Origin of the sequence: Ectobacillus funiculus (assembly GCF_004138295.1) — a bacterium.
GTDB classification, from domain to species: domain Bacteria; phylum Bacillota; class Bacilli; order Bacillales; family Bacillaceae_G; genus Ectobacillus; species Ectobacillus funiculus.
The window spans coordinates 158138-182452 of sequence record NZ_SCFM01000009.1 but is presented as its reverse complement, the minus strand read 5'-3'; the positions used below and the strand labels follow the sequence as shown (position 1 = coordinate 182452).

Below are 24315 nucleotides of genomic sequence, written 5' to 3'. Positions count from 1 at the left end.
GGTTTTAAAATCACACTATTGCCTGCTGCAAATGCTGGCCCCACCTTATGGCAAACAAGATTAAGCGGAGCATTAAACGGTGTAACGGCTGCTACTACACCAACTGGTACACGGAAAGTAGCTGCAATCGCTTTTGTTCCTCTTTCAGAGGCATCACCAGGTAATGTTTCCCCCATTAATCGTTTCGCTTCTTCACCTGATAGCTCTAAAGTTTCAATGGAACGGGATACTTCATCAAGCGTGTTTTTTAATGGTTTTCCTAATTCAAGAGAAATAAGCCTAGCAAATCTCTCCTTCTCTTGTTCTAGTAAGCTGGCAGCTCGCTTTAAAATCTTGGCACGTTCATGGGAAGGAATATTAGCAATTTGTTTTTTAGCTGCGTAGGCAGCTGCCAGTGCTCTTTCAACATCGTCTGGCGTTGCAAGTACTTGCTCACCAATGACTTCCCCAGAATAAGGGCTTTTGATCAAAGCAGTTTCACGCTCTGAAGAAATCCATTCCCCATTAATATAAGGTTGCGCTTTTTTTATACTCATGTTTTATCACCTATCCTTCTAAATGATAGCTCTTCAATCCCTTTAGGTTTAAATCAGCAATAGTATAAACGCTTTCATTTTTATTGCTTTCTGACAATAGAGAGTCAATATTTGCTGAATTCCCCCTCGTTGTTTATTCTTAATATGATTTTTGTTTCATACAGTGGAACTTCATTACATTGTGTGAAACTTTAAGTTGATTGTATCTCAATTTTTTTTAAGTTTCAATAGTTGATAAAGATAAAATTTTCAAAAAATTCCTTTACTATATTTCCGATTATTTAAACTTTATGATTCTAATAGAACGGAGAATTGTTCATTTTTTATCCAAGAACTTGTTGTTTAAAATTAAAAAATGGAATCATGCTCTTGTTCCATACTCTTATTAAGGTGTCATGCTTGTAGCTTAAAAGTGTGTATTAAAACCGAAAATTTCTTACAAATGGATAGATATTAAAATTATAATCTGATACTATCAACATATAGTTCCATTTAAAGAAAACTAATTCCACTCAATGGAATATGCGTTATTTGCGCAAATCACATAGATCCAGCCAAATGTTTCGTTTCAAAAGTTAAAAATAATGCAAACTGCAAGCTTCATACATTCATTCTTTTTAAAAAGGGGGAAGGCTTAATGCGTGTTTACATCTACACTGCCCTGATTGTTTTATACGTTATTTCCAACTTTACATCAGGGATGATTCTGCATTTTAGTATTGGAATTATGGCAACAATCGCATTAATACTTTCATTTTTTTATGCAAAGGGATTATATCTAGTATCCGGGATTATTTTTTTTATGAGTGGAATTCTTTTGCTAATCTATAATAACGCCCCATGGTATACATTTTTGTTACATTTTGAACAAATGTTAGGGCTGCTTTCTTTATTTTTGGTTTTACCTTTTATTAATTCGCTCATTCGGTTTGGTCGCTATGATAAAAACCTTAACCTGCTACTACAAGATCAGGTAACATCCTTACCTAAGCTATACAGACGTAGCTATGTTGTTTGTCACTTTCTTGGGCTCTTCTTAAATATTGCAACGCTACCCTTATTAACCAATTCCTTAAAGGGGGCATTACAGAAGTTTCCAGAAAAAACACAAAACAAGTTCTACACTCAAAACCTATTACGAGCCTATGCCTTATGTCTTACTTGGAGTCCCATGGAGGTAATGGTTAGCACGACTATAGACATAACTCGAGTTCATTATTACAAAATTTTTCCGATCCTGATTTCTTTAGCCATTCTAACGATTTGTTTTGATTGGATTCTTTCAGCCTTCAAGTACAAAAATACCCATTTGTTGATTGAAAACCAACAGAAAATCAATTCGAAAAAGGTCTATAAAAAAATACTGCAGCTGCTGTGTATGCTACTCATCTTTACTTTAGCAGCTTCAGGGCTTCAGCATTTTCTTAATAAAGGATTTCTATTTTCCGTTGTTCTGTTAATCATTCCGTTTTCCATTATTTGGACTTTGTTTATTGGGGGAGTCAAAAGATATTTCATAATTACAATACCGCATTGGAAGAAACGAACAGAGGGATTGTCTAATTATTTTTTTATGTTTTTAAGTGCAGGATTTTTTGTAGAAATGCTCTCACTTTCAGGGTTATTATCCTTTTTAAAGCCCGTGTTCAGCTTAGCATCTGAAAAGACCTTATTATTTTATCTAATTATTGGAGCATATTTTCTTGTTACATCGCTCATTGGGTTTCATCCCTTAATTTCGCTTACATTTCTTGCAGAATTATTACAGCCTATTTTACCTATAGTAGATCCTATACCTTTGTCTATTGTCCTCATCTCTTGTAGTTTATCGACTGTTATGTATAGCCCTTACAACCTATCAGTTTCTATTTTGGCTAGTCAATTAACAATGAATCCATTTCAATTGGGCAGATGGAATATTGGCTTCGCGATATTCTATATGCTCTTAAGTATTTGTACGGCACATATACTTGGCTATTTCTTGTAAGAACAGTACCACATCGCCATCGAGGTAAAATTCTATGGTACCTCCAAAATGAAAATTTTGTGTCTTTTATAGTAATGAAGCTCATTTTTATTGTTTTGGAGGTAATCAATCTCATTAGCTTAATGGGCATGGGGGACAACAATGTACCACCCAAATCGGATACAGTTGTGTTTCACAATTAGAATAAGTTAAAAAAACGGATGCATTTTGCAACCGTCAGGATTTAATAATGAAAGCTATATAACTAGCAGATACTTTCTTCATACTTACACAGTATTTATTTTAATTTGGCTGTAAAGACTTTTGTTTCTCCAGCTTCTACTTGTTTTGAATTTTCCCACTCGAACTTAAACTTATCTTCTGCACTGTTTGTCACAACCATCGGAATGATTGTGTTACATCCACTTTTCTCTATAAAGTTAAGATCTGCTTCAATGACTGTTTGTCCCCTTGTCACTTTATCTCCAAGTTTCATAAGGACATTAAATCCCTCACCCTTAAGTCCAACTGTTTCTAGCCCAATATGAACAAGAATCTCTTCTCCTAGTTCTGTTCTAATTCCAAACGCATGCTTCGTATCAGCGACTAAAGTAATTTCACCATCCACAGGTGCAACAACTCGACCGTTTGACGGTTTAATCGCGATACCTTCACCCATAAATTTTTGACCAAAAACAGGATCTGGAACATTTTCTAACTGAACTAGTTCTCCTGAAACACAGGCAAAAATTTCTTCGTTACTTTTATCTTTTTTAAATAATTTCTTAAACATGTATATAATCTCCAATCACTATTTATTAAGTAGCCAAACAACTACTTCGATATCCTTTCCTGTATAGACTTGCTTACACTTATTGCCTTAAGGGAAAATTCTTCCGCTAGCTGTGTTGAAAGGCCAATATAATTTTTAGGATCCAGCATCTCCCTGATTTGTTCTTCTGTAAAGGTTCCAGCTATTATTGGATTTTCACTCAGCACGTCAAAGTAACTCTTTCCTTCTAAATATGATTTCATGACTAATTCATATACTAAAGAATGTGCTGCATCCTTCCCCAATTCCCTAGCTATTTCCATCATGACAAACTCACTATTATCAAGACCATTATTTATTAAAACATTTTTGTACATTTTTTCCTTATTAATAGTCAATGTTCTAGTTAATTCCTCTCCTCTTAAGAGTATCTCTGTTGTTAAGGAGAGAGCTTCTTCTAAAGCTGCATCAAATAACATATATGAAGTACTATCACCTTCAAAAGGTCTTGAACATGAATAAAGGCCCATTGAAACTAACGAATATAACTTTTGAGAGTTTGCTATAATTCCTTTCGACAATTTTGGATTGATTTTATGGGGCATTGTACTACTGCCTACTGTACCCTCTTGGAAACCTTCTGACACCTCACCAAACTCTTCAATTGAAGTATAATAAACTTCTTCCGCTATTTTGTGGCAGGTACTTGCTAGCAAAGAGAGCGTCATGATATATTCCATTTTATGAGTACTCATATTTCTAGATGGAATATCCATGGAATGCATATTTAATAATGCAGCTACCCTATGCTGTACTTTTCTTCCTACTTCTCCTGATGAATTAAAAGCTCCTACAGCTCCACCCATCATTACAGTAAATACCCTTTTCTGTACTTCCTCCATTCTTTCGACGGAGGCTATTAACTCACTTATCCAAACAGATACTTTATATCCATACGTTATGGGAATAGCATGTTTACCATGGGTCCTTCCAGGTAAAACAGTATCTTTATTATCTTCGGCCAATTTAGCTAAGTTTTTTAAAATTTCACCAACTACTTCTAAGAACTTATCATGTATTCTTTTCATGATAAGTAGTTGAGCCGTCTGCTGAATATTTTGAGTAGTTACTCCATAGTGAACATATTTTCCACTTTCCTGATCACATGCTTGAACCAAAACTTTTAAAAAAGGAACAAATCCATGCCCAATTTTCTGCTGAATTTTATCCATTTGTTCCAAGTCTACATTTTCTAATTTACAGGCTAATTCTATATTTTTTGCTGCTTCACTCGGAATAATATCAAACTCAGCCTGAGCCTTAGCAAGAGCTGCTTCTACATCAAGCCAAGCTTGATATTTAGCTTCATTTGTTAATAGATATTTGATTCCTCTGTCATTCATCGTTTTACTTTTTGAATCGTATAGTGCTCTCATATTTTCACTCCTACAAGAAGTCCTTTTATTATTTGATTATCTGTATAAACTTCAGAAAATAATGTAGCATCGGGACTATCCTGCTACTTCTACCGCATTTCTAACAAATTCCACATGCGGTCCAAAAACAATATGAATATGATTTTTTTGTGGAAAAAATACCCCAGCCGCGCCTGAATCTTTTAATTTTTCTACATCAACTGCACCTTGATCGTTCAAATCAATTCTCAGTCTAGTTATACAGTTATCAATATTTTTAATATTAGCTTTCCCTCCAAGAGCATCCACGAGAATTGCAGCAATTTCGTTATATTTTTTTTCTTTTAGAAGCGTACTATTTCTAACGTCTTCTTCTCTTCCTGGAGTTTTTAAGTTAAATTTAAGAATTGCATATCTAAATACAAAGTAAAATATAATAAAGTTGAAGATACCCAATAGAATCAGGTTCAGCCAATTCGTATGTTCATATAGTAAGCCGAATATTCCAAAATCGAATATGGTTCCTCTGATATAGCTTGTTGATATATGCAAAAAGTTAAGCGGAAGAGCTGTAATTCCACTAAGCAATGCATATACAAAATATAACTGTGGTGCAATGAATAGGAATGAGAATTCCATTGGTTCAGTTACATTTCCTAAGAAAGCAGTTAAAACAACAGTTATAATAGTTCCTTTAGCTATTTGCTTATTTCCTTTATATGCAGTATGATACATAGCTAAACCGATAGCAGGAATTCTAAACAATGTGCATAACATTTGGCCAGAACCCATATAGCTTGTAAGCATCGGCATTAAACTCCAGCTTTCATGGTTTGGTCCTAATTCAAATAATATCTTGTTTACAGCATTAAGTATTCCAGTGTATTCTTGTCCATCTATTACATAAACTCCACCCGCTGCTGTTAATCTAAGTAATTCGTTTAGTACATGGTGTAGTCCAAAAGGAATAAGAAGTTTTTCAACGAACCAATATAACCCAACACCAATATATTCATTCATAAAAATAAAAGAAATACTGATCAAGAATTTAGTTAGAGCCTCCCAAATAATCGGGATAGCTAGTCCAACTGGAATCATGGCCAAAAATGTAAGGATAGGAACTGATTTTTTCCCACTGAAGAAAGCGAATGCTAATGGAAGTTCCAGCTTATAGAACCTATCTGTTAACTTTGCAGCTACAAGACCAGCTATGATTCCTCCTACAGCTTCTGTTTTAAGCGTCTGAATCCCAAGAACGATTCCTTGTCCTACTTCCGATAAATGTTCAGTAGCCAAATTTCCGGTTACTGTAAGCCAAATATTCATAACGATCAATAAAGTTAAATACCCTAAGACAGATGAAAAAACTGCTATTCCTTTCTCTTTTTTAGACATTCCATAAGCAACGCCCATAGCAAAAAGTAACGGGATATTATCAAAAACAACTCCGGTTATAGCTCTTAGATTTTTGATAATAGTTTGAAGTACCTCATTTCCTAAGAAAGGAAACTTGCTAATCATGTAGGTTTGAGCTAATGCTCCTGATAATCCTAAAATCAATCCTATAGGTGCCAACACTGCGATTGGTAATAGTAAGGATCTACCAAAGGTTTGGATTCCATCTTTCATTTTTTGTTTCATTATAAGCCTCCTTGCTTAGTAGCTATTATTTTTCGTGGATATTCTCATCTAATAGCTGGCTTTCTCTCTCTTTGGACTTATTTTTGTCATTCTACTTTTAATTTTATTCTTCATCCTCAATCCCTCCCCTCACTTTCCTTGTTGCCTCACTATGAGTTTATTTTTATTAAGCGCTTTCTTCAAGGTAACTTTATGAGCTGAAAACGTTTCGAAAAGTTACCTCAATCCTTTAAACGAATTTCAATGCGTAATACTTTCTCCTAAAACTCGTATGAAACTTTAATCAACAATACATAAATGCAGATAAAACATCTTATATTCTTAATCATTTAGGCTATACTAGCAATAGGGTTTCCTCTTCATAATATAAAGGACTGATTATATGAGCATTAATAATCTTGACTTGAAAATAATAAGTTTTCTACAAGAAAAAGGTAAGTTGGATCTTACATATTCGGATGAGTTTTTTGGTAGAAGTGCCAATAGCCTAAAAAGACACATAGCGAATATTAACTTGTATCTCCCAACTGAAAAACAGATAAAAATCTTAGGAAACATGGTTTTAAGTACTCTAAAATACAATGATTATCTTAATTTCGTAAGTAACCTTTCACTAGATGAATATATCTCTTCTCAGAGAGAACGTAACTTTATAATTATTGTTTCAGCTTTTTTAAATGAATCTCTAAATACGACAAAGTTATACGAGGAAATGGGTATTAGCTTAACTACAAAGAAAAAAGATAATAAAGCTCTTACTGAGTATCTAAAGATAAGAAAGCTAGACGTGAAAGTTATCCCCAAAAAAGGAATTGAAATAGTAGGTCATGAAAGATCTTATCGTATTTTAACTACATCTATTTTAGCTTCTTTACTAGAAATAGATTCTTTTGGTAATCTTATCAACCGAAAAGCAAACAATCCCCTACAAAAGATGATTATTAAGATCTTTTCTGAAAAGACACAAGTTGAAATACATGAGGCAAAAAAGTTATTGGAGGAGTTTATCGAAGCCAATGAAATGAGAATATCTTATCCATCTAAAAAGTTTTGTTATCTCTACCTAATTCTAAGCCTATATAGAATTAAGAAAGGCAGTATATTAAAAGGCGATGAAGAACCTAATCTGAAGGTACGTAAGTATCAATTATTAAAAGAACAAGACCCTAACGAAAATTTATTCTTAGATTATCTAGTCTCATCCCTAGATTATACGTTCCATCCACCACTGCCTATAGATAAACAGCTTCAAGAAGTAACTATAGCTTTCATAGATGAAATTCAAAAAAATATAATTACGACATTTTATAATTATGAACTCGTCTTTAATGAGGTTTACCAGTACATATACAAAAGCATTATTCGAAATAAATATGAATACAACTTCTACGACAATAAGTTAGATGATACCCATAAGGAATTGTCTAAACTGTTTGGCATTATTAATAAGGCTCTACCAGTTATTGGAAACAAAATAGACCTTCGATTTTCAAGGCTACAGATTTCAACACTGACCTTAATATTTAGAAAATTTATCATGGGAAATAAAGTTGTTGGGAGGAATAGTAGAAAAATCGTTATAGTTACTAATTCTACAGTTGAAAAAACTAATTTTTTTGTTGAGAACTTAAAGCATTACGTGGATGTAACAATTGTTGGAAATATTAATATTAATGAATTTCATCAACTTAAAAATCTAGAGTATGACTCAATTATTACCTTCTCTAACAGAATTACTACCTTATTAGAAGAAGAAAATTACTCATGTATTAAGTTGAATTTTTACCTACATCAAAGCGACATTAAAAAACTTTTAGATCTAGGATTTTCTAGTAGTTCAAGAAGAAAAATTTTATCTGATGTCTTTCTCAAAGAAATATCAAATAAATCTCCAGATGAAATCAAAAGAATTTTACTTAAGAAATATTCATCACATTTCTTATAAAACGTATATAGCTTATTGAAAGGGAGTGAGATTCCCCAAAAATCCGTTCCAATACTGACTTTCTCCTAAACCCACGAATACAATTAAATCTATAGGAGTTCATATATCCCATTACCGATACCCTAAAGGAAGCTGTCTCAAAAGATCGTTGAAAACAGCTTTTGTTATGTATAGTCCATTTCATCCTTCTGTATTAATTCTGTCTGAACAGTTAAGACTAACTTCAGATAAAATGAGAATGTGGAACATTGCATTTGCAGTATTTTAGGCCTCTGTAATATGCCTTTACTCCATACATTTTCCTAAAAATTGAAAATATTTTTTTTACAAATCAAACGAGGTATATTATAATTTTAATGATTTTAGGCTTGAGAAAAACATAAGAGAGAGTGCTTGCGAATGATAAACGATCGTATATCCCTCAGAGAAAAAAGCATCGTTTTTATCGGCTTTATGGGGGTAGGAAAGACTGCCATTGGAGAGAGCGTGGCAAAGAAATTATATAGAGATTTTATCGACATTGATAAAGAAATTGAGAAAGAATTTAATATGCCCGTTCGGGAAATATTTAATAGTATTGGCGAAAAAGCCTTTCGAGAAAAAGAAAAAAGTATGATTAAGGATATTTGCCAGCAGAAGCTCAAAATCATTTCATTAGGCGGCGGCGCCTTTCTGCAGGATGAAATCCGGGAATTCTGCTTAGCTCATTGCATCGTTTTCTTTCTCGATATCTCTTGGGAATCCTGGAAGGAGCGCTTAAACATCATTATCGACAGCCGCCCTGTTTTACAAGGACTTTCCCTTGAGGAGATTGAACAGCTATTCTATAAACGTCAAGGCATCTACTCAGCTCATCATTCTAAGATGGGGACAGATAATCTTGAGATTGAGGAAGCCGCAGATTATATCGTTGATTCCTTAAAGCTGGCTTGGGATATGTACGAACCGAGATGATACTTTATTCTTAAAATTCTCGGCTGCATTGAATAGTCTTCCAGCTGGAATTTTATACGTTCTTAAAGTATACAAGCGCAACAACCAGCCGAGCATTTACAAGGTGCTCGGCTGGTTGGCATGCAAAAAGAACCATTCTCCCAATGTATAATAGTAAAGTATCGTTTCCTTTTACTGCGCAGTGTACCCTCCATCTAAGACAACAGCCTGACCTGTAACTCCTTTAGCTTTTTCGCTCGCTAGAAAGACTGCATAATCAGCCACCTCTTCAGCAGACAACAAACGCTTTTGCGGAACAAGCGGATAGATAACCTCCTCCAGCACTCGTTCGATCGGAACGCCCCTCGTCGCTGCTAAGTCCTTTAGCTGGTTTCTTACAAGCGGCGTATCTATATAACTTGGACAAAGAGCATTTACAGTAACTCCATACTCAGCTGCTTCCAAGGCTGCAACCTTCGTGAGGCCAATCACTCCATGTTTGGCGCTATTATAGGCAGCCTTCCCCGCGAATCCAATTAGCCCATTAATGGAGCTCATATTGATGACTCTGCCGTACCTCTGTTTCTTCATAATCGGAAGTGCGTGTTTCATTCCAATAAAAGGCGCTGTTAGCATAACCTTTATTAACAGCTCAAACTTCTCTGTAGAAAACTCCTCAATAGGCGCGACATGCTGAAGCCCCGCATTATTAACTAATATATCGAGACCTCCAAAGGATTGAATCGCATAATTGAGACTATCTTTAAATTGCTGTTCATCAGTCACATCGCAAGGAGCTGCTAATACTTCATAACCACGTGCTTGTAATTCCTTGGCCGCATTTTTGCACCCCTGCTCATTGATATCAGAAAGAATTACTTTCGCCCCTTCATCAGCAAATGTTTCTACTATCTGTAACCCAACACCACTTGCAGCACCTGTCACAAATGCTACCTTTCCCTCTAAGATTTTTCCCATATCGTCTCCTCCTCCCATAAAATCTACCTTGTTTAACGATTCAGTCGAACCTATTTCACCAGTTCCTTAGCTTGCCGATCCTTCTTCAGCCAATAAATAAGCTCCCCTTCACGTTCTTCATTGATCTTTTCTGATTGTTCAGGTTCCCATTGATAAAAGCCTGCACCTGTTTTTTGGCCATATTTTCCTTCATCCACTAGATTTCTCATCCTTGAGAAGGACTCTTGATGGCTGCTTAAGTCGGGAAATAGATAACTAGAGATAGAGTCAAATACATCTAGTCCTCCCATATCAGCCGACATAAACGGCCCTGTTACCGGCAGGCGGCGGCCGATGCTGTAGCGTACAGCTGCGTCAATATCCTCTACGGTAGCAACGCCTTGCTCTAAAATATACTGTGCTTCGCGGAATAAAGCATACTGCAGACGGTTCACAATGGAACCTAAAATATCCTTTTTCACAACAACTGGTTTCTTGTCCATACATTGAAGCAGTTGGACTGCCCGCTCAACAGTTCCAGCTGCAGTCTTCTCTCCCCGCACCACTTCCACTAATGGAATTAAGTGTCCTGGATTCCAAAAGTGGGTAACGAGCGTTCTTTCCGGAGATAATGTTAAGGATGCGATAGCGGTTGGGCTTAAACCCGACGTATTGCTAGCTAAAATAACATCTGGCTGGCAAAGGCGATCCAGCTCTTGAAAAAGCTTCTGCTTTAATGCAAGGTTTTCTGGTACAGCCTCAATGATAAATGTTGCCCCCGAAATACACTCTTCTAAGGAATCCGTAAATCCAATACGAGCTGCAATGACGTTAGCTTCCGTTGAATTGATTACATCATGCTTCCTTAGAATCATTATTTTCTCTGCAACTCCTAGTCTGCCTCGCTCAATATCCTGGTTACCCGTTCCCCAAACTCTCACTTCCATACCAGCTAAAGCAGCTGCCAAGGCAATAGAATGTCCCATTGTACCTGAGCCAAGAATTGATAGTTGTTCGCTAAAGGTCATCATATAGCTGTCCATCCCCCATCTACCTTAATCGTTTCTCCCGTAACAAAGTTAGCCATATCAGAAGCAAGAAATAGCACAGCTCCTGTAACATCAGCAGGCTGAGCTAGCTTTCCGAGCGGTATACGCTGCAGTACATCGTGATAAAACTCTTTATCATCAAACATTTTTCTCGTAAAATCCGTCTCGATAAATGTAGGGGCAACAGCATTGACCTTGACGTTGTAAGGTGCCCATTCAACCGCCAAAGCTTTTGTCAATTGGACGGCGCCACCCTTGCTTGCACAATAGGCGGCACGTTTTACATACCCGACAAACGCCATTTGCGAAACAATATGTATTACTTTTCCTTTATTCTGCTCCGTCATATACTTTCCTGCACGCTGTGTACAAAAAAATACCCCTTTTAAATTTGTATCTAATACTTGATCCCAATCCTCCTCTGTTACTTCTAATGCTGGTTTTGGAATGTTAACTCCTGCATTGTTAATCAATATATCAATTCCGTTCATTCTCGCTACCGCTTCATCCACCATGTGATAAACCTGCTGCACATTCTGCATATTTGCTGCAATATAAGAGCACTTTGAATGGATTTGCTTCAGTTCCTCTGTTGCGGTAACCAAATCAGCTTCATTCCGGCCAGTAATGACAACATCTGCTCCTAGCTCTGCAAAGGCAATCGCAATATCCTTCCCAATTCCTTTACTTCCCCCTGTAATTAAAACCTTTTTCCCCTTTATTTCTTGAAAATACGTCATAACATCCTCCCTACTGCACTCCACTTTGCAAAAAAGACACCGAGCAACAAATCGGTGTCTTCATTTTAGTTTTCATACAATCCCCTGTAGGTACCTAAGGGATCCTTCATTAATAACGGGCTGTGACCATTTTCTTTCTTGTATAGAACTCCACGCCGTCTGTGCCGTTCGCATGAAGATCGCCGTAGAAGGAATCCTTCCAGCCGGAAAATGGGAAGAACGCCATTGGTGCTGGTACACCTACGTTTACTCCTAGCATCCCTGCTTCGATTGTTTCACGGAATTGACGAACGCTTGCGCCAGAGTCTGTGTAAATGCATGCTCCGTTTGCGAAGCGGGAGTTATTTGCAATTTCAATCGCTTCATCTAATGATTTCACACGAATCACTGATAAAACCGGTGCGAAAATTTCTTCCTGCCAAATTTTCATTTCTTGGGTTACTTCATCAAAAATCGTTGGTCCTACGAAATAACCGTCTCCTTGTGCCGCTTCGTCGTTTCTGCCATCACGGATTAAGCGAGCACCTTCTTGAATGCCGGACTCGATATAACCAAGTGTACGTGCTTTATGACCTTCACGAATAACAGGACCTAAGAACACATTCTCATCCATACCGTTTCCGATTCTCATACTGTTTGCTTCCTCTACCAAACGTGCAATTAGCGCATCCGCAATTTCTTCTTGTACCGTTACAACAGCTGCCGCCATACAACGCTCACCTGCAGAACCGAATGCCGCGCCGATAATTTGAGCTGTTGCTACATCAAGATCTGCATCGTTTAGTACGATGGAATGGTTTTTCGCACCTGCTAAGGCTTGTACACGCTTTCCATTTTCAGATCCTTTTTTGTATACATACTCTGCAACCGGCTGAGATCCTACGAAGGAAATCGCTTTAACACGCTTGTGCTCAAGCAAGCCGTTTACGACGTCATGCGCACCGTTTACGATGTTTAATACGCCTTTTGGAAGACCTGCTTGTTCAAACAATTCCGCAAGACGAGCCGCAAGAAGCGGTGTACGTTCAGATGGCTTTAATACAAATGTGTTACCACATGCGATCGCAAGCGGGAACATCCAGCAAGGCACCATCATCGGGAAGTTAAACGGCGTAATTCCGCCGATCACCCCGATTGGGTAACGGTACATCCCAGACTCAATGCCTGTTGCGATGTCAGGAAGCTGACGACCCATCATGAGCGTTGGCGCCCCTGCAGCAAACTCTACACACTCAATGCCACGTTGCACTTCTCCATAGGCCTCTTTATAGCTTTTACCATTTTCAATGGTTACAAGCTTTGCAAGCTCTTCCCAGTTTTCCACTAATAATTGTTGATACTTAAAGAGGATGCGTGCACGTCTTGGCACAGCGACCTTTGACCATGTTTTAAATGCCTCATTTGCTGCCTGAACTGCCTTATCAACGTCTTCCTTTGTTGAAAGAGGAACCTCGGCAATCACTTCTCCTGTTGCTGGATTGTACACAGGCTCCGTTGCTGTTGTTGATGCTTCAACCCATTCGCCGCCAATATAATTTTTTACTGTTTTTGCTGTCGTTGTTGTCATTGTATATCCTTCTTTCCTGTTGATTTTTTAAATGATTAAACTATACCAGTTAAGCTATAAACTCCGATAACGAAGAAGCTAGCAAGCGTTTTAATAACCGTAACTGCGAAAATATCGCGGTAGGACTGTTTATGTGTTAATCCGGTTACAGCAAGGAGTGTAATAACTGCCCCGTTATGAGGTAAAGAATCCATTCCGCCAGATGCCATCGCAACAACACGGTGCATAACCTCAGGAGGGATATTGTACTGAATAGCATCCTGCATGTACTTTTCTCCCATTGCACTTAAGGCAATTCCCATTCCGCCGGATGCTGAACCAGTAATCCCGGCTAATACATTCGTTGTTACTGCACTATTTACTAAAGGATTTGTAAACGTATGTGAAATATGATCTCGCACTACCCCAAAGCCAGGAAGAGCTGAAATAACCCCACCAAAACCATATTCAGAGCCCGTATTCATAGCCGCTAGCAAGGCTCCGCCAATACTTGCATTCATACCTGCTTGGAATCCAGAAGCTACAGCTTTCCAGTTATATGCAACTGTCGCTGCAATCCCTAATAGCAACGCAAGCTCTACTGACCAAATACCAGTTACCTTTGAAAGATCGACTACACCAAATTCCTTTAAACCAATTTTGGAAAAATCAAATCCATTCGGATACCATTTAGGAATAAAAACTGTAAAGAATTTATTTCCTACCCCTACAAGAATAAGCGGGACAAATGCTAACACTTGACGAAGGCCGCTTACTGAAGCAGTTGTATCGGCTACCGAAGTGTCAATCTTCTCAGCGGCAGCAGCAGCAATTTCTCCGCTTGCATCACCAAAGCCGAAATAACCTTCACCTGCTGCTTGCGCTTTTTTACGTCGACTTTCTAAATAAATCATCCCTAGAACAAAGACAAAGATTGCCCCGATAATTCCTAGTGTTGGTGCTGCGTAAATATCTGTTTTAAAAACAGTAGTAGGAATAACGTTTTGAATTTGCGGAGTTCCCGGCATTGCATCCATTGTGAATGATAATGCCCCTAAAGCAAGCGCACCTGGAATAAGGCGCTTCGGTATGTTTGCCTGACGGAAAAGGTTCGCAGCAAATGGATAAACTGCAAATGCTACTACGAATAAGCTCACACCGCTATAAGTTAAAATTGCACACATTAAGACAATTGCAAGGATAGCCCTTTTTGCTCCTACGATTTTTACAATTGTTTTGGCAATTGAATCAGCTACGCCTGACATTTCAACGAGCTTGCCAAAAACAGCGCCTAATAGAAACACAGGAAAGTATTGTTTGATAAATCCGACCATTTTCTCCATAAAAATACTTGAAAAGAATGGTAAAGCATAATTAGGCTCAGTTAAGATGACTGCAAGCAATGCACAAAGCGGTGCAAATAAAATAACGGAAAAACCCCGGTAGGCAATGAGCATCAGAAGCCCTAAAGCTAATATAATAATGAGTAAATCCATTGCTGTTTCCCCCTCCTGCTGATCTAGATAAATGATTTAGCTACTTGCTGTCTTACGGAAAGCTCGTATTCGTAACAAACATAATACAGATTTACAATTTCATCATGCGTAGGTACCTTCGGATTATTCGCCGGACTTCCGCTTATGATTGCATCCTCGGCCATCTTAGCAACAACCGCATCAAGCTTGTCCTTATCGATTCCCCACGACTTTAAATTTGGGATACTCAAATCCTTGCATAATTGTTTAACCTCATTAATGAATTCTGCTACTAATTCATTTTCTGAAAGTCCAACTCGTTCCTTCAATACCTTTCTTGCTACCTCAGCTAATCTAGCAGCAGCTTCTTCCTTCGTGAACTCCAGTACAGCTGGAAGGAGCATTGCGTTAGATATACCGTGAGGCACATGAAACATAGCACCAATTGGACGCGACATCCCGTGTACTAATGTAACGGAAGCATTTGAAAATGCTATCCCCGCCAGCATCGAGCCCAATGCCATTTTGTCTCTTGCTTCAATATTCTCCCCATCTGTATACGCAGTACGAATATTGCCCATGATGAGCTCAATCGCCTGTAAAGCGAGCGTATCTGTTACCGGCTGTGCCCGCCGGGAGATAAATGCCTCCAGTGCATGACATAAAGCGTCTACTCCTGTTGCAGCTGTTACTGGTGGTGGACAAGAAATTGTCAGTGTTGGATCAACAATTGCAACCGTAGGTAATAATTCTGGCTGCTTTAGCATCATTTTTACGTCATGCTTTGTATCCGTAATAACCGTTACTGACGTTACTTCTGATCCAGTCCCTGCAGTAGTTGGGGCAACAATGAGCGGTAACGGCTTTGTATCAAATAATTTTTTACTAGCATAGTAATCTCTTATATGTCCGCCATTTGTCATGATAACCGCTACGGCTTTTGCAGTATCAATACAGCTGCCGCCACCTACCGTAACAATGACGTCACATTGCTCTTCCCTGCAAAGCGCAAGTGCTTCATCTACATGAATATCTGTAGGTTCAGAATCTACTCCTAAATACTTCGCATATGGAAGTCCTTCATTTTGCAAGTATGTTTCACAAAGCTTTACATTTCCGATCTTATCCATAATCGGATCACTAATAATTAAGACCTTTTTCCCTAGAGCCTTTGCCTGTTTACCAACCTCAGTGAAAGAATCCTTCCCATACAGGACCTGACTTGGCATGAGTAATTGATGAAATGTCATCTCTAGCATCCCCTTACTTCTAGATAATCTCTGTTTTCCAGCCCTTCCATTTATTTTTCTGGAATATAAGTTTTTAACACCTTCATATGTAAACGTTATCAAATATCCTTATAAATATATCTATCTCCATGCAGTCGTCTAGAAAGAGCATTAGCATTTTTAAAGAAAACTTGCCGATTGGCAAGCCCTGCCTTTGGGCGAAGATGGAGGCGTAGTTGCATTTATAAGTGAGCTATTAGGAGAGGATCGATATATGGTTGCGCTTACACTATATTCCTAAAATTTTTGACTACGTCAAATTCACTTCCGGCTGGAAATTTGTATTTTCTTAAAGCCTGAAATATCGTTAACGTCTTCATTTTAAGCTTAGCATTAGGATCACTTAGTTTCTATACATAAGCTAGTTAAACCCCTTGGTTATTATATCCAAATAGCAAAACCTACAAATTTTCACTATGTTTTAGTGAGGGGGACCCCCCTCTTGATGATCAGAGCGTCCCCCATAATCTATTAAACTGTTACTTTGCCGTATCGTTTAACACGCAATAAGGCTTGCTCTGCATGGCCTGCAAAATTCTCTAGCTGACATAACCGGGCAGCATACTCGCCAATAAAGGCACTTGCTTCTTCTGTAACCTTTTGATATGTGCATGTTTTCAAGAATTTCCCTACCCAAAGACCTCCTGTGTAGCGTGCTGCACCTTTTGTCGGAAGTGTGTGATTTGTACCAATTACTTTATCACCGTATGCGACATTTGTTTCTGGTCCTAAGAACAAGCATCCATAGTTCGTCATATTAGTTAGGAAATAATCTGGATCCTTTGTTAAAATTTCAACATGCTCAAAAGCTAGTTTATCAGCTTCAATTAATGCCTCTTCCTCATTTTCCACGAGGATGATGATGCCATTTTCTTCCCATGCCACGCGTGCTACATCCGCAGTTGGTAGCGTTTGTAATTGACGCTCAATTTCTACTACAGTTTCCTGTGCCAGCTTTTCTGATGTAGTAATTAAAGCTCCTGGTGATGTTGGACCATGCTCTGCCTGTCCTAAAATATCACATGCAATCATTTCTGCGTCTGCTGTTTCGTCCGCAACTACCAGCGTCTCTGTCGGTCCTGCAAAAAGGTCGATACCAACACGTCCATATAACTGGCGTTTCGCTTCCGCTACAAAGGCATTTCCAGGTCCTACAAGCATGTCAACCGGTTGAATTGTTTCTGTACCGACGGCCATTGCTACCATCGCCTGTACACCGCCAAGAATATAAATCTCATCGGCCCCTGCCAAATGCATCGCAGCTACGGTTGCAGCAGGAATTTCACCTTTAATAGGAGGAGTGCACGCGATGACACGTTTTACACCAGCTACCTTTGCTGTTAGAACACTCATATGTGCGGACGCAACCATCGGATAACGTCCTCCCGGAATATAACATCCGACACTATTTACCGGAATATTTTTATGACCAAGAACAACACCTGGCAATGTTTCAACTTCAATATCAGTCATAGATTTGCGTTGTGCTTCTGCAAATTTTCGTACTTGAGCTTGTGCAAATTTAATATCTTCAATTGTTTGTTCTGGCACCTCACTAATGATCTGCTCGATTTGCTCTTGGGTAAGCTTAAAGCTCTCCGGTGACCATTTATCAAATTGCTCAGACAAGGATCTTACAGCTTGATCCCCTTCTGTTTCAACACGACGAATAATTTGTCTTACTGTTTCAGATACCTTCGCATCATTCTCTGCAATTTCTGCTTGGCTTTTCCCCGTTTTCAAATATCTTGCCACAACAACTTCCCCCTTTTATTTTTTTGCATACGTACCCAAAATGTTTCTTTAAAAAATTGCATACGTATGCAATTTTTCGGAATGAAAAAAGATATACAGCATATCTTTTTTACGAAACTATAAAATTGATTTCTGTTGAAGCTTTAGACTAGAATAGTTTGGTTTGTTCTACCTGTTATTAGGATATTCGATACGCATTCTACTGTCAACTATTTTTTGAAAGTGCTTACAGATTGTCTTTCAATTAGTTTTCCAGGAAGCAATATGGAAACTGGCCCCTCGTTTTCACCGGAAATTTCACCCAGCAGGATGTTAATACTTGCTTCAATCATTTCATCAACTGGTTGCTGCCAGGTTGTTAAGCTATATGGAGGCAAAGAAGCCATTACAATATCATCAACCCCCATAATAGATACATCCTTAGGGATTGTTAATCCTAAAGATTTAACTGCATCAACTGCCCCTAATGCCATAATATCATTTGCACAAAAAATAGCATCGAGTTGAGGATCCGACTTTAAGAGCTGTAAAGCTGCTTGATATCCTCCTTCGTATGTGTAGTTACCTACCTCAACCTTAGGCTCAATCCCCTCGTGGCAAAGTGCCTCTCGGAATCCCCTTTCCCGGTCACGGCTCGTTGATGTATTTGTATCTCCGGCAATATAAGCAAATTGACGATGCTCGTTTTCAAGCAAGTATTCCCCAATCTTTTTACCTGCAGAATAGTTGTCACAGCAAACAACATGTCCGGAAAAATCCTTAGCATAGCGATTAAACAAGAGAACTGGGATACTATTTTCAGTAAAATGTGAGACAACCTTAGAAGATAATAAAGCATCTGTCACAATAACACCCTCTACGTTGTACTCTAGAAATTGGGAGATATCATCATGCTGAAGTTCATCCTTTTCGGCGTAAACAAACAAGACCTGATAGCCTCTTTTACGCAGCCCCTTCGTAAACTTCTCCAAAACCTCCGGATAGAATGGATTTTGAATTTCCCTCATAACAAGACCAATAATATTTGTCTTATTCGTAATTAACCCTCTTGCCAGGGCATTGGGACGATATCCTAGCTCCTTTGCCGTCTCTAATACACGGCGACGTGCCTTTTCGGACACACTTGCACCAGGAGTAAAAACCCTTGATACAGTTGATTGTGACACACCAGCTTGTTTCGCAACCTCTATCGCATTAATCTGCTTTTTCTTCAAAGATAGCACCTCCTGACCAAATGTAAGTTACCTTTTAAACACTTGCTGATTGGCGAGCCCTGCTCTTGGACGAAGACAGAGGCGTAGTTGCACCTATACTGGATTCCTAAAATTTCTCACTAAGTCAAATTGTCTTCCAGTTAGAAATTTATACTTTCAGTGCAAAAAGAACAGCGTCTTAGACAAGGTATATGCCCTTATTGTAATCGTTTGGAGCTTATTTGAATACTGATGACTGTAAAAATGAATGACCAACTTAAAAGGAAAATCATCTTTTTCTACATCTAAACTGTAAATAACAAGGAAAGGAACTGACCCCAACATTCCACGTGCAGCAGATTGTTAGGGCAGTTCCTTTTTCTTTAGTCCTGATATGTACGTTCTTCCTTCGCTGGTCGATAAAGCACTTTCACGAGCTGGTCGTACTCACGTCTTGTAATTTCTTTATTATAAAGCTTTAACAGCAAATCCTTATGTTCCTTGGAAAAAGCCATCTTGTTGATTACCTCTGGATACATGAAAATTACCTCCTATTTCTCACCACGCGCAAAAAAGAACTTATGTTCGTATCATAATATAAATTGCCCTTAATTGCAAAGTAAAAATACGAGAAGGAACAATATAATATTTTTTCTAGCAATCGTAACATTATGATAGCAAAATTTCAAAATCTGTCAATATAGATAAGATTTTGTAGAACCATTGTATAAATCCACCCTTTCTGTAAGAAAATACTGGAAAAAGGTGAAGGAGATAACAAAAATGGATACAGTCACTTTGTCGCGGTCATTTTTTGGAACATCATTAGCATTCCACATTATTTTCGCGACACTTGGAATTGGTCTTTCGCTTATGATTTTACTTATGGAGATTCTATACCAGTGGAAAAAAGACCCCGATTACGCAGTAATGGCGAAGCGCTGGACGAAGGCGTTTGCTATTTTGCTTGGAGTCGCAATTCCAACTGGTACGATTGTTGGCGTTCAGCTTGCCCTGCTTTGGCCCGGCTTTGTCAAGATTGTTGGGCAAGTCATTTCTGTACCCTTTCAAATTGAGATTTTCGCCTTCTTTTTAGAAGCGCTATTTATGTCTATTTATGTGTATGCAGCGGATAAATTATCACCATTTATGCGCCTGCTTTCTGTTTTTTTTGTTATGCTTGGGGCAACCGCCTCCGCCGTGTTAATCACAGCGGCAAATACATGGATGAACACTCCTGCCGGCTTCTCTATGCGTGAGGACGGTACCATTTTCAATGTAAATCCATGGGAAGCCTTCTTTAATCCGAGCTTCTTTAGCGGTTCGTTTCACGTTGTCATTACAGCTTATCTATCAGGCGGTGCTGTTATCGCTGCAATTGCCGGCTACAAGCTGCTCAAGCGGAATCAAACCGCTCCTGAAATTGCTTACCATAAAAAAGGGCTAATGCTTGCTTTAGTCGTTACGCTCATCTCTGGTCTTATTATGGGAATGTCCGGTCACGAATCTGCGATTAATCTATATGAACACTCGCCGGAAAAACTGGCGGCAGCAGAGGGGTTATTTGAAACAACCTCGCACGCACCTCTTACCATCGGCGGCATCGTTGACCCGGATACGCAAGAGGTTAAATACGGTCTTGAGATTCCTTGGGCGCTCAGTATTTTGGCCGATTGGAAGCCGTCTACTGTTGTGAAGGGATTAGAAGAGTTTCCGCGTGAAACTTGGCCGCCTGCATATACGCATTTATTTTTTAACCTAATGGTATTTGCCGGTATGCTGCAGCTTGCCATTGCCGCAATTGCGCTCGCATATTGGTATTTGATTGCTAAAAAACGAAACGCACAGTTTCCGAGCTGGCTCCTGTGGGCAATTGTCGCACTTGGCCCGCTTGCTTTTATCGGGATTGAAACAGGCTGGATTTTCAGCTGCAGCGGCCGTCAGCCCTGGACGATTTATCAATTCCAACGAACAACTGAGGCAGCGACACAGGCAGACTACGTGGGACCGCTATTCTTTGTGTTTATTTGCTTATACGTATTTTTAGGAGTGTTAACAGTAATTGTGCTTCGCTCCTTCTTTAGACGGAATCCGCTGAATCGGGATCTTAAGGCATATGGGGGTAAGTCAAATGCATGAAGAAAGCATTGCGATTCTCATTTTATGGGCGCTTGTCTTTGCATACAGTATTCTTGGCTCCATTGACTTTGGAACGGGCTTTTGGTCGATGATCTATATGAAACGCAACTCGACTGCTGGCGATATTGCGAACCGATATTTATCTCCTACCTGGGAATTGACGAATACATTTCTTGTCTTTGTCGTCGTTGCCTTTATCGGCTTTTTCCCAAATGCAGCCTATTCATTAGCTACTGCTATGTTCGTTCCGGTTACCTTAATTCTTGCTTTAATCGCTGTTCGCAGTTCATTCATGGTATTTTCCCACTCCTTTCCAAGCAGTGAAAAGCAGCTGCGTTTCATTGCAGGCATCACCGGGCTGCTCGTCCCGGCACTGCTTATCACTGTCCTGCCAGTTACGGAAGGATCCTTTGTGAAAATGATCGGCGGAAAGGAAACGCTTATGTATAAGCAGCTGCTAAGCAGTCCGTCTGTGTACAGCTATATGCTGTTCGGATTAACATCTGCATTGTTTTTATCCGCACTCTTTTTAGCTGACTTCTCTCGTGAACGCGACGATGAGAAGGCGTACCGCATATATAGAATAAACGCAATTATTCTCGGACCAGCTACTCTCCTGAGTGCAGTGATTGCGCTCGTCTCGGTCTCAATCCAAGGCAATGCCCGCTGGCTGCTATCGAATTTAGCGGACGAGATTCTTTGGTTTGCGGTCTCGCTTGGTCTGTTTGTTATTGGGTATGCAGCGCTTTGGTGGACCAACAAGGGGTACAAGGAACTCGGCTGGCCCCGTGTTGCGGTTCTCTCTGTCGTTGCGCAATACGCCTTTGCAAGCTATGCCTACGGAAAGGCGCATCTGCCATACATCATTTTCCCTGACGTTACGATGTATACGAGCTTTACCCAAAAGACAACCTTCTACTCCCTGCTGATTTTGTACGCTGTCGGCATCGCCATTTTACTTCCAGGATTTATTATGTTTTGGAATTTATTTTTGAAAGACCGCACCTTTGCGGGCGATAAAAAGGAATAAGCTCCACTGTGAATACAGAGGAGCTTTCCTATCTCGCCGCTATCACTGATTCCCGCCAGCCAATAGACAGACAACGCCAGCCGCGGCTAAGTACAGATTACTACAGAAATTACTTTTCTTACTTATATAACTCAGAGCCTTGTTCCTTAAACTCCTGCGCTTTTTCCTTCATACCTTCTTCTATCGCACTTGTTTCATTCAGCCCTTTTTCCTCCGCATATTGACGGATGTCGTGCGAAATTCTCATGCTGCAGAACTTCGGTCCACACATAGAACAGAAATGAGCTGTTTTTGCGCCTTCTGCCGGAAGAGTTTCATCATGATACTCCATCGCACGTTCAGGGTCAAGCGCCAAATGGAATTGATCGCGCCAACGGAATTCAAAGCGTGCCTTAGACAATGCATCGTCACGCTGCTGCGCGCGCGGATGGCCCTTTGCAAGATCCGCTGCATGAGCCGCAATCTTATAGGCAATTACACCCTCGCGTACATCGTTTTTATTCGGTAAGCCAAGATGCTCCTTCGGCGTCACATAGCAAAGCATAGATGTACCAAACCAGCCGATCATTGCCGCACCGATCGCTGAGGTAATGTGGTCATATCCTGGCGCAATATCCGTCGTCAACGGACCAAGCGTATAGAATGGCGCCCCGTGACAGATTTCAATTTCCTTGTCGATATTTTCTTTAATCAAATGCATTGGTACATGTCCAGGACCTTCAATCATAACCTGGATGTCATGCTTCCAAGCAATCGTTGTTAGTTCACCAAGCGTCTGTAATTCAGAAAATTGCGCTTCATCGTTTGCATCAGCAATAGAGCCTGGACGCAGTCCATCTCCTAGTGAGAAGGAGATATCGTACTGCTTCATAATCTCGCAAATCTCTTCAAAATGTGTATATAAGAAGTTTTCCTGATGATGATATAAACACCACTGCGCCATAATCGAGCCGCCTCGTGAAACGATACCTGTTACACGCTTTGCTGTCATCGGAATATATCGAAGCAGCACACCAGCATGGATTGTAAAGTAATCTACACCCTGCTCCGCCTGCTCGATAAGCGTATCACGGTAAATCTCCCATGTTAGATTTTCCGCAATTCCATTTACCTTCTCAAGCGCTTGATACAATGGAACTGTGCCGACTGGAACAGGTGAATTACGCATAATCCATTCACGTGTTGTATGAATATTCTTTCCTGTGGAAAGGTCCATAATCGTATCGGCTCCCCAACGAGTTGCCCATGTCATCTTTTCAACCTCTTCCACAATGGAGGAACTAACCGCAGAGTTTCCAATATTGGCATTTACCTTCACGTGGAAATTACGGCCAATGATCATTGGCTCCAATTCTGGATGGTTGATGTTAGCAGGAAGAATCGCGCGTCCCTCAGCAATTTCCTGTCTCACGAAGTCAGGCGTTACACCTTCACGAATGGCAACAAACTCCATTTCAGGCGTAATAATCCCTTTTCGAGCATAGTGCATTTGGGTAACATTCTGGCCTGGCTTCGCACGAAGCGGCTTCCGGCTTAATCCTGGGAATATAGACGCTTTGTCTATGTCCTTGTAGCCATTATCCTCAGGCTTAATTTCCCGGCCTTCATACTCTTCTACATCTCCGCGTTCGACAACCCATGCATAGCGCGGCGCTGGAATCCCTTTTTCTACATTTACTTCATAATCACATGCTGTATATGGGCCGCTTGTGTCATAGACCCGAACCGGCTCATTTTCCACTTCGTTTGTTGGGCTTAATGCGATTTCACGCATCGGTACCTGTACATCGGGACGTGATCCCTGTACAAATACCTTTTCACTTCCTGGAAGACTTGTTTTTAGCTCCAATTGCTTAATTGACTCTGTTTGCGACATAATACCTTTCCCCTTTTCTTTATGTGACAAGGACATTAGTAAAACGCGCCAGCGCAAC

General features: G+C 39.6%; 19 protein-coding genes. 5 read left to right on the top strand and 14 right to left on the bottom strand.

Translation table 11 applies throughout. The annotated features are described in order from the left end of the window. Positions 1–536, bottom strand: a 536-nt coding sequence (locus EP737_RS09010; RefSeq protein ID WP_129727638.1) for an aldehyde dehydrogenase family protein, incomplete at its 3' end; no start/stop codon positions are given. A 637-nt stretch (positions 537–1173) separates the two neighbouring features. Here EP737_RS09010 and EP737_RS09005 point away from each other — a divergent pair. Continuing rightward, a complete protein-coding gene (locus EP737_RS09005) occupies positions 1174–2523 on the top strand; it encodes a hypothetical protein (RefSeq protein ID WP_129727637.1) in 1350 nt (449 codons plus the stop codon). A 277-nt stretch (positions 2524–2800) separates the two neighbouring features. Here EP737_RS09005 and EP737_RS08995 read toward each other — a convergent pair whose 3' ends face one another. The 3 genes from EP737_RS08995 to EP737_RS08985 all read right to left on the bottom strand — a co-directional run bounded on the left by EP737_RS08995 (position 2801) and on the right by EP737_RS08985 (position 6330). Next, positions 2801–3295 (bottom strand): PTS sugar transporter subunit IIA, encoded by a 495-nt coding sequence (locus EP737_RS08995; RefSeq protein ID WP_129727635.1) that lies wholly within the window; start codon positions 3293–3295, stop codon positions 2801–2803. Positions 3296–3336: 41 nt separating this feature from the next. Then, positions 3337–4710 (bottom strand): class-II fumarase/aspartase family protein, encoded by a 1374-nt coding sequence (locus EP737_RS08990; protein WP_129727634.1) that lies wholly within the window; start codon positions 4708–4710, stop codon positions 3337–3339. A 75-nt stretch (positions 4711–4785) separates the two neighbouring features. Continuing rightward, complete coding sequence (locus EP737_RS08985; protein WP_246040209.1) at positions 4786–6330, bottom strand: PTS transporter subunit EIIC; 1545 nt, start codon at positions 6328–6330, stop codon at positions 4786–4788. A gap of 382 nt (positions 6331–6712) precedes the next feature. Here EP737_RS08985 and EP737_RS08980 point away from each other — a divergent pair, with 382 nt between their 5' ends. After that, entirely contained in the window at positions 6713–8275 is a 1563-nt protein-coding gene (locus EP737_RS08980; RefSeq protein ID WP_129727632.1) for a helix-turn-helix domain-containing protein, read from the top strand. A gap of 399 nt (positions 8276–8674) precedes the next feature. After that, positions 8675–9229, top strand: a complete 555-nt coding sequence (locus EP737_RS08975; protein ID WP_129727631.1) for a shikimate kinase — start codon at positions 8675–8677, stop codon at positions 9227–9229. Between the two features lie 171 nt (positions 9230–9400). Here the strand turns inward: EP737_RS08975 and EP737_RS08970 are convergent, their stop codons facing one another. From EP737_RS08970 to EP737_RS25490, 9 genes are all read right to left on the bottom strand, one after another. Continuing rightward, a complete protein-coding gene (locus tag EP737_RS08970; RefSeq protein ID WP_129727630.1) occupies positions 9401–10186 on the bottom strand; it encodes a 3-hydroxybutyrate dehydrogenase in 786 nt (261 codons plus the stop codon). Positions 10187–10236: 50 nt separating this feature from the next. Then, the gene (locus tag EP737_RS08965) at positions 10237–11208 is read right to left on the bottom strand and encodes a 3-hydroxyacyl-CoA dehydrogenase family protein (protein ID WP_342772895.1); all 972 of its coding nucleotides are present in this window, start codon (positions 11206–11208) and stop codon (positions 10237–10239) included. After that, entirely contained in the window at positions 11193–11954 is a 762-nt protein-coding gene (locus EP737_RS08960) for an SDR family NAD(P)-dependent oxidoreductase (RefSeq protein WP_129727629.1), read from the bottom strand. The genes EP737_RS08965 and EP737_RS08960 overlap by 16 nt, the downstream gene beginning before the upstream one ends. Before the next feature lie 109 nt (positions 11955–12063). Further along, complete coding sequence (locus tag EP737_RS08955; RefSeq protein WP_129727628.1) at positions 12064–13521, bottom strand: CoA-acylating methylmalonate-semialdehyde dehydrogenase; 1458 nt, start codon at positions 13519–13521, stop codon at positions 12064–12066. Positions 13522–13556: 35 nt separating this feature from the next. Beyond that, the gene (locus tag EP737_RS08950) at positions 13557–14996 is read right to left on the bottom strand and encodes a GntP family permease (protein ID WP_129727627.1); all 1440 of its coding nucleotides are present in this window, start codon (positions 14994–14996) and stop codon (positions 13557–13559) included. A 23-nt stretch (positions 14997–15019) separates the two neighbouring features. Next, complete coding sequence (locus EP737_RS08945) at positions 15020–16225, bottom strand: iron-containing alcohol dehydrogenase (RefSeq protein WP_129727626.1); 1206 nt, start codon at positions 16223–16225, stop codon at positions 15020–15022. A 510-nt stretch (positions 16226–16735) separates the two neighbouring features. After that, positions 16736–18019, bottom strand: a complete 1284-nt coding sequence (hisD, locus tag EP737_RS08940) for a histidinol dehydrogenase (RefSeq protein WP_129727625.1) — start codon at positions 18017–18019, stop codon at positions 16736–16738. 209 nt (positions 18020–18228) lie between these two features. After that, positions 18229–19242 carry a LacI family DNA-binding transcriptional regulator gene (locus tag EP737_RS08935; RefSeq protein ID WP_246040208.1) on the bottom strand — a complete coding sequence of 338 codons (1014 nt, stop codon included), beginning with the start codon at positions 19240–19242 and terminating at the stop codon, positions 18229–18231. 353 nt (positions 19243–19595) lie between these two features. Then, on the bottom strand, positions 19596–19751 hold the full coding sequence (locus EP737_RS25490) for a hypothetical protein (protein ID WP_165350729.1): 156 nt from the start codon (positions 19749–19751) through the stop codon (positions 19596–19598). Positions 19752–19995: 244 nt separating this feature from the next. Here EP737_RS25490 and EP737_RS08930 point away from each other — a divergent pair, with 244 nt between their 5' ends. Further along, the gene (locus EP737_RS08930; protein WP_129727623.1) at positions 19996–21351 is read left to right on the top strand and encodes a cytochrome ubiquinol oxidase subunit I; all 1356 of its coding nucleotides are present in this window, start codon (positions 19996–19998) and stop codon (positions 21349–21351) included. Beyond that, positions 21344–22381 carry a cytochrome d ubiquinol oxidase subunit II gene (locus EP737_RS08925; protein WP_129727622.1) on the top strand — a complete coding sequence of 346 codons (1038 nt, stop codon included), beginning with the start codon at positions 21344–21346 and terminating at the stop codon, positions 22379–22381. The genes EP737_RS08930 and EP737_RS08925 overlap by 8 nt, the downstream gene beginning before the upstream one ends. Positions 22382–22499: 118 nt before the next feature. Here EP737_RS08925 and thiC read toward each other — a convergent pair whose 3' ends face one another. After that, complete coding sequence (thiC, locus tag EP737_RS08920) at positions 22500–24257, bottom strand: phosphomethylpyrimidine synthase ThiC (RefSeq protein ID WP_129727621.1); 1758 nt, start codon at positions 24255–24257, stop codon at positions 22500–22502. Positions 24258–24315: the final 58 nt, after the last annotated feature.

What these genes read in the sequence shown, in the direction of transcription:
- EP737_RS09005 (WP_129727637.1), top strand. Translation starts at nt 1,174, where the DNA reads ATGCGTGTTTACATCTACACTGCCCTGATTGTTTTATACGTTATTTCC.
- EP737_RS08995 (WP_129727635.1), bottom strand. Translation starts at nt 3,295, where the DNA reads ATGTTTAAGAAATTATTTAAAAAAGATAAAAGTAACGAAGAAATTTTT.
- EP737_RS08990 (WP_129727634.1), bottom strand. Translation starts at nt 4,710, where the DNA reads ATGAGAGCACTATACGATTCAAAAAGTAAAACGATGAATGACAGAGGA.
- EP737_RS08985 (WP_246040209.1), bottom strand. Translation starts at nt 6,330, where the DNA reads ATGAAACAAAAAATGAAAGATGGAATCCAAACCTTTGGTAGATCCTTA.
- EP737_RS08980 (WP_129727632.1), top strand. Translation starts at nt 6,713, where the DNA reads ATGAGCATTAATAATCTTGACTTGAAAATAATAAGTTTTCTACAAGAA.
- EP737_RS08975 (WP_129727631.1), top strand. Translation starts at nt 8,675, where the DNA reads ATGATAAACGATCGTATATCCCTCAGAGAAAAAAGCATCGTTTTTATC.
- EP737_RS08970 (WP_129727630.1), bottom strand. Translation starts at nt 10,186, where the DNA reads ATGGGAAAAATCTTAGAGGGAAAGGTAGCATTTGTGACAGGTGCTGCA.
- EP737_RS08965 (WP_342772895.1), bottom strand. Translation starts at nt 11,208, where the DNA reads ATGGACAGCTATATGATGACCTTTAGCGAACAACTATCAATTCTTGGC.
- EP737_RS08960 (WP_129727629.1), bottom strand. Translation starts at nt 11,954, where the DNA reads ATGACGTATTTTCAAGAAATAAAGGGGAAAAAGGTTTTAATTACAGGG.
- EP737_RS08955 (WP_129727628.1), bottom strand. Translation starts at nt 13,521, where the DNA reads ATGACAACAACGACAGCAAAAACAGTAAAAAATTATATTGGCGGCGAA.
- EP737_RS08950 (WP_129727627.1), bottom strand. Translation starts at nt 14,996, where the DNA reads ATGGATTTACTCATTATTATATTAGCTTTAGGGCTTCTGATGCTCATT.
- EP737_RS08945 (WP_129727626.1), bottom strand. Translation starts at nt 16,225, where the DNA reads ATGACATTTCATCAATTACTCATGCCAAGTCAGGTCCTGTATGGGAAG.
- EP737_RS25490 (WP_165350729.1), bottom strand. Translation starts at nt 19,751, where the DNA reads ATGTATCCAGAGGTAATCAACAAGATGGCTTTTTCCAAGGAACATAAG.
- EP737_RS08930 (WP_129727623.1), top strand. Translation starts at nt 19,996, where the DNA reads ATGGATACAGTCACTTTGTCGCGGTCATTTTTTGGAACATCATTAGCA.
- EP737_RS08925 (WP_129727622.1), top strand. Translation starts at nt 21,344, where the DNA reads ATGCATGAAGAAAGCATTGCGATTCTCATTTTATGGGCGCTTGTCTTT.
- thiC (WP_129727621.1), bottom strand. Translation starts at nt 24,257, where the DNA reads ATGTCGCAAACAGAGTCAATTAAGCAATTGGAGCTAAAAACAAGTCTT.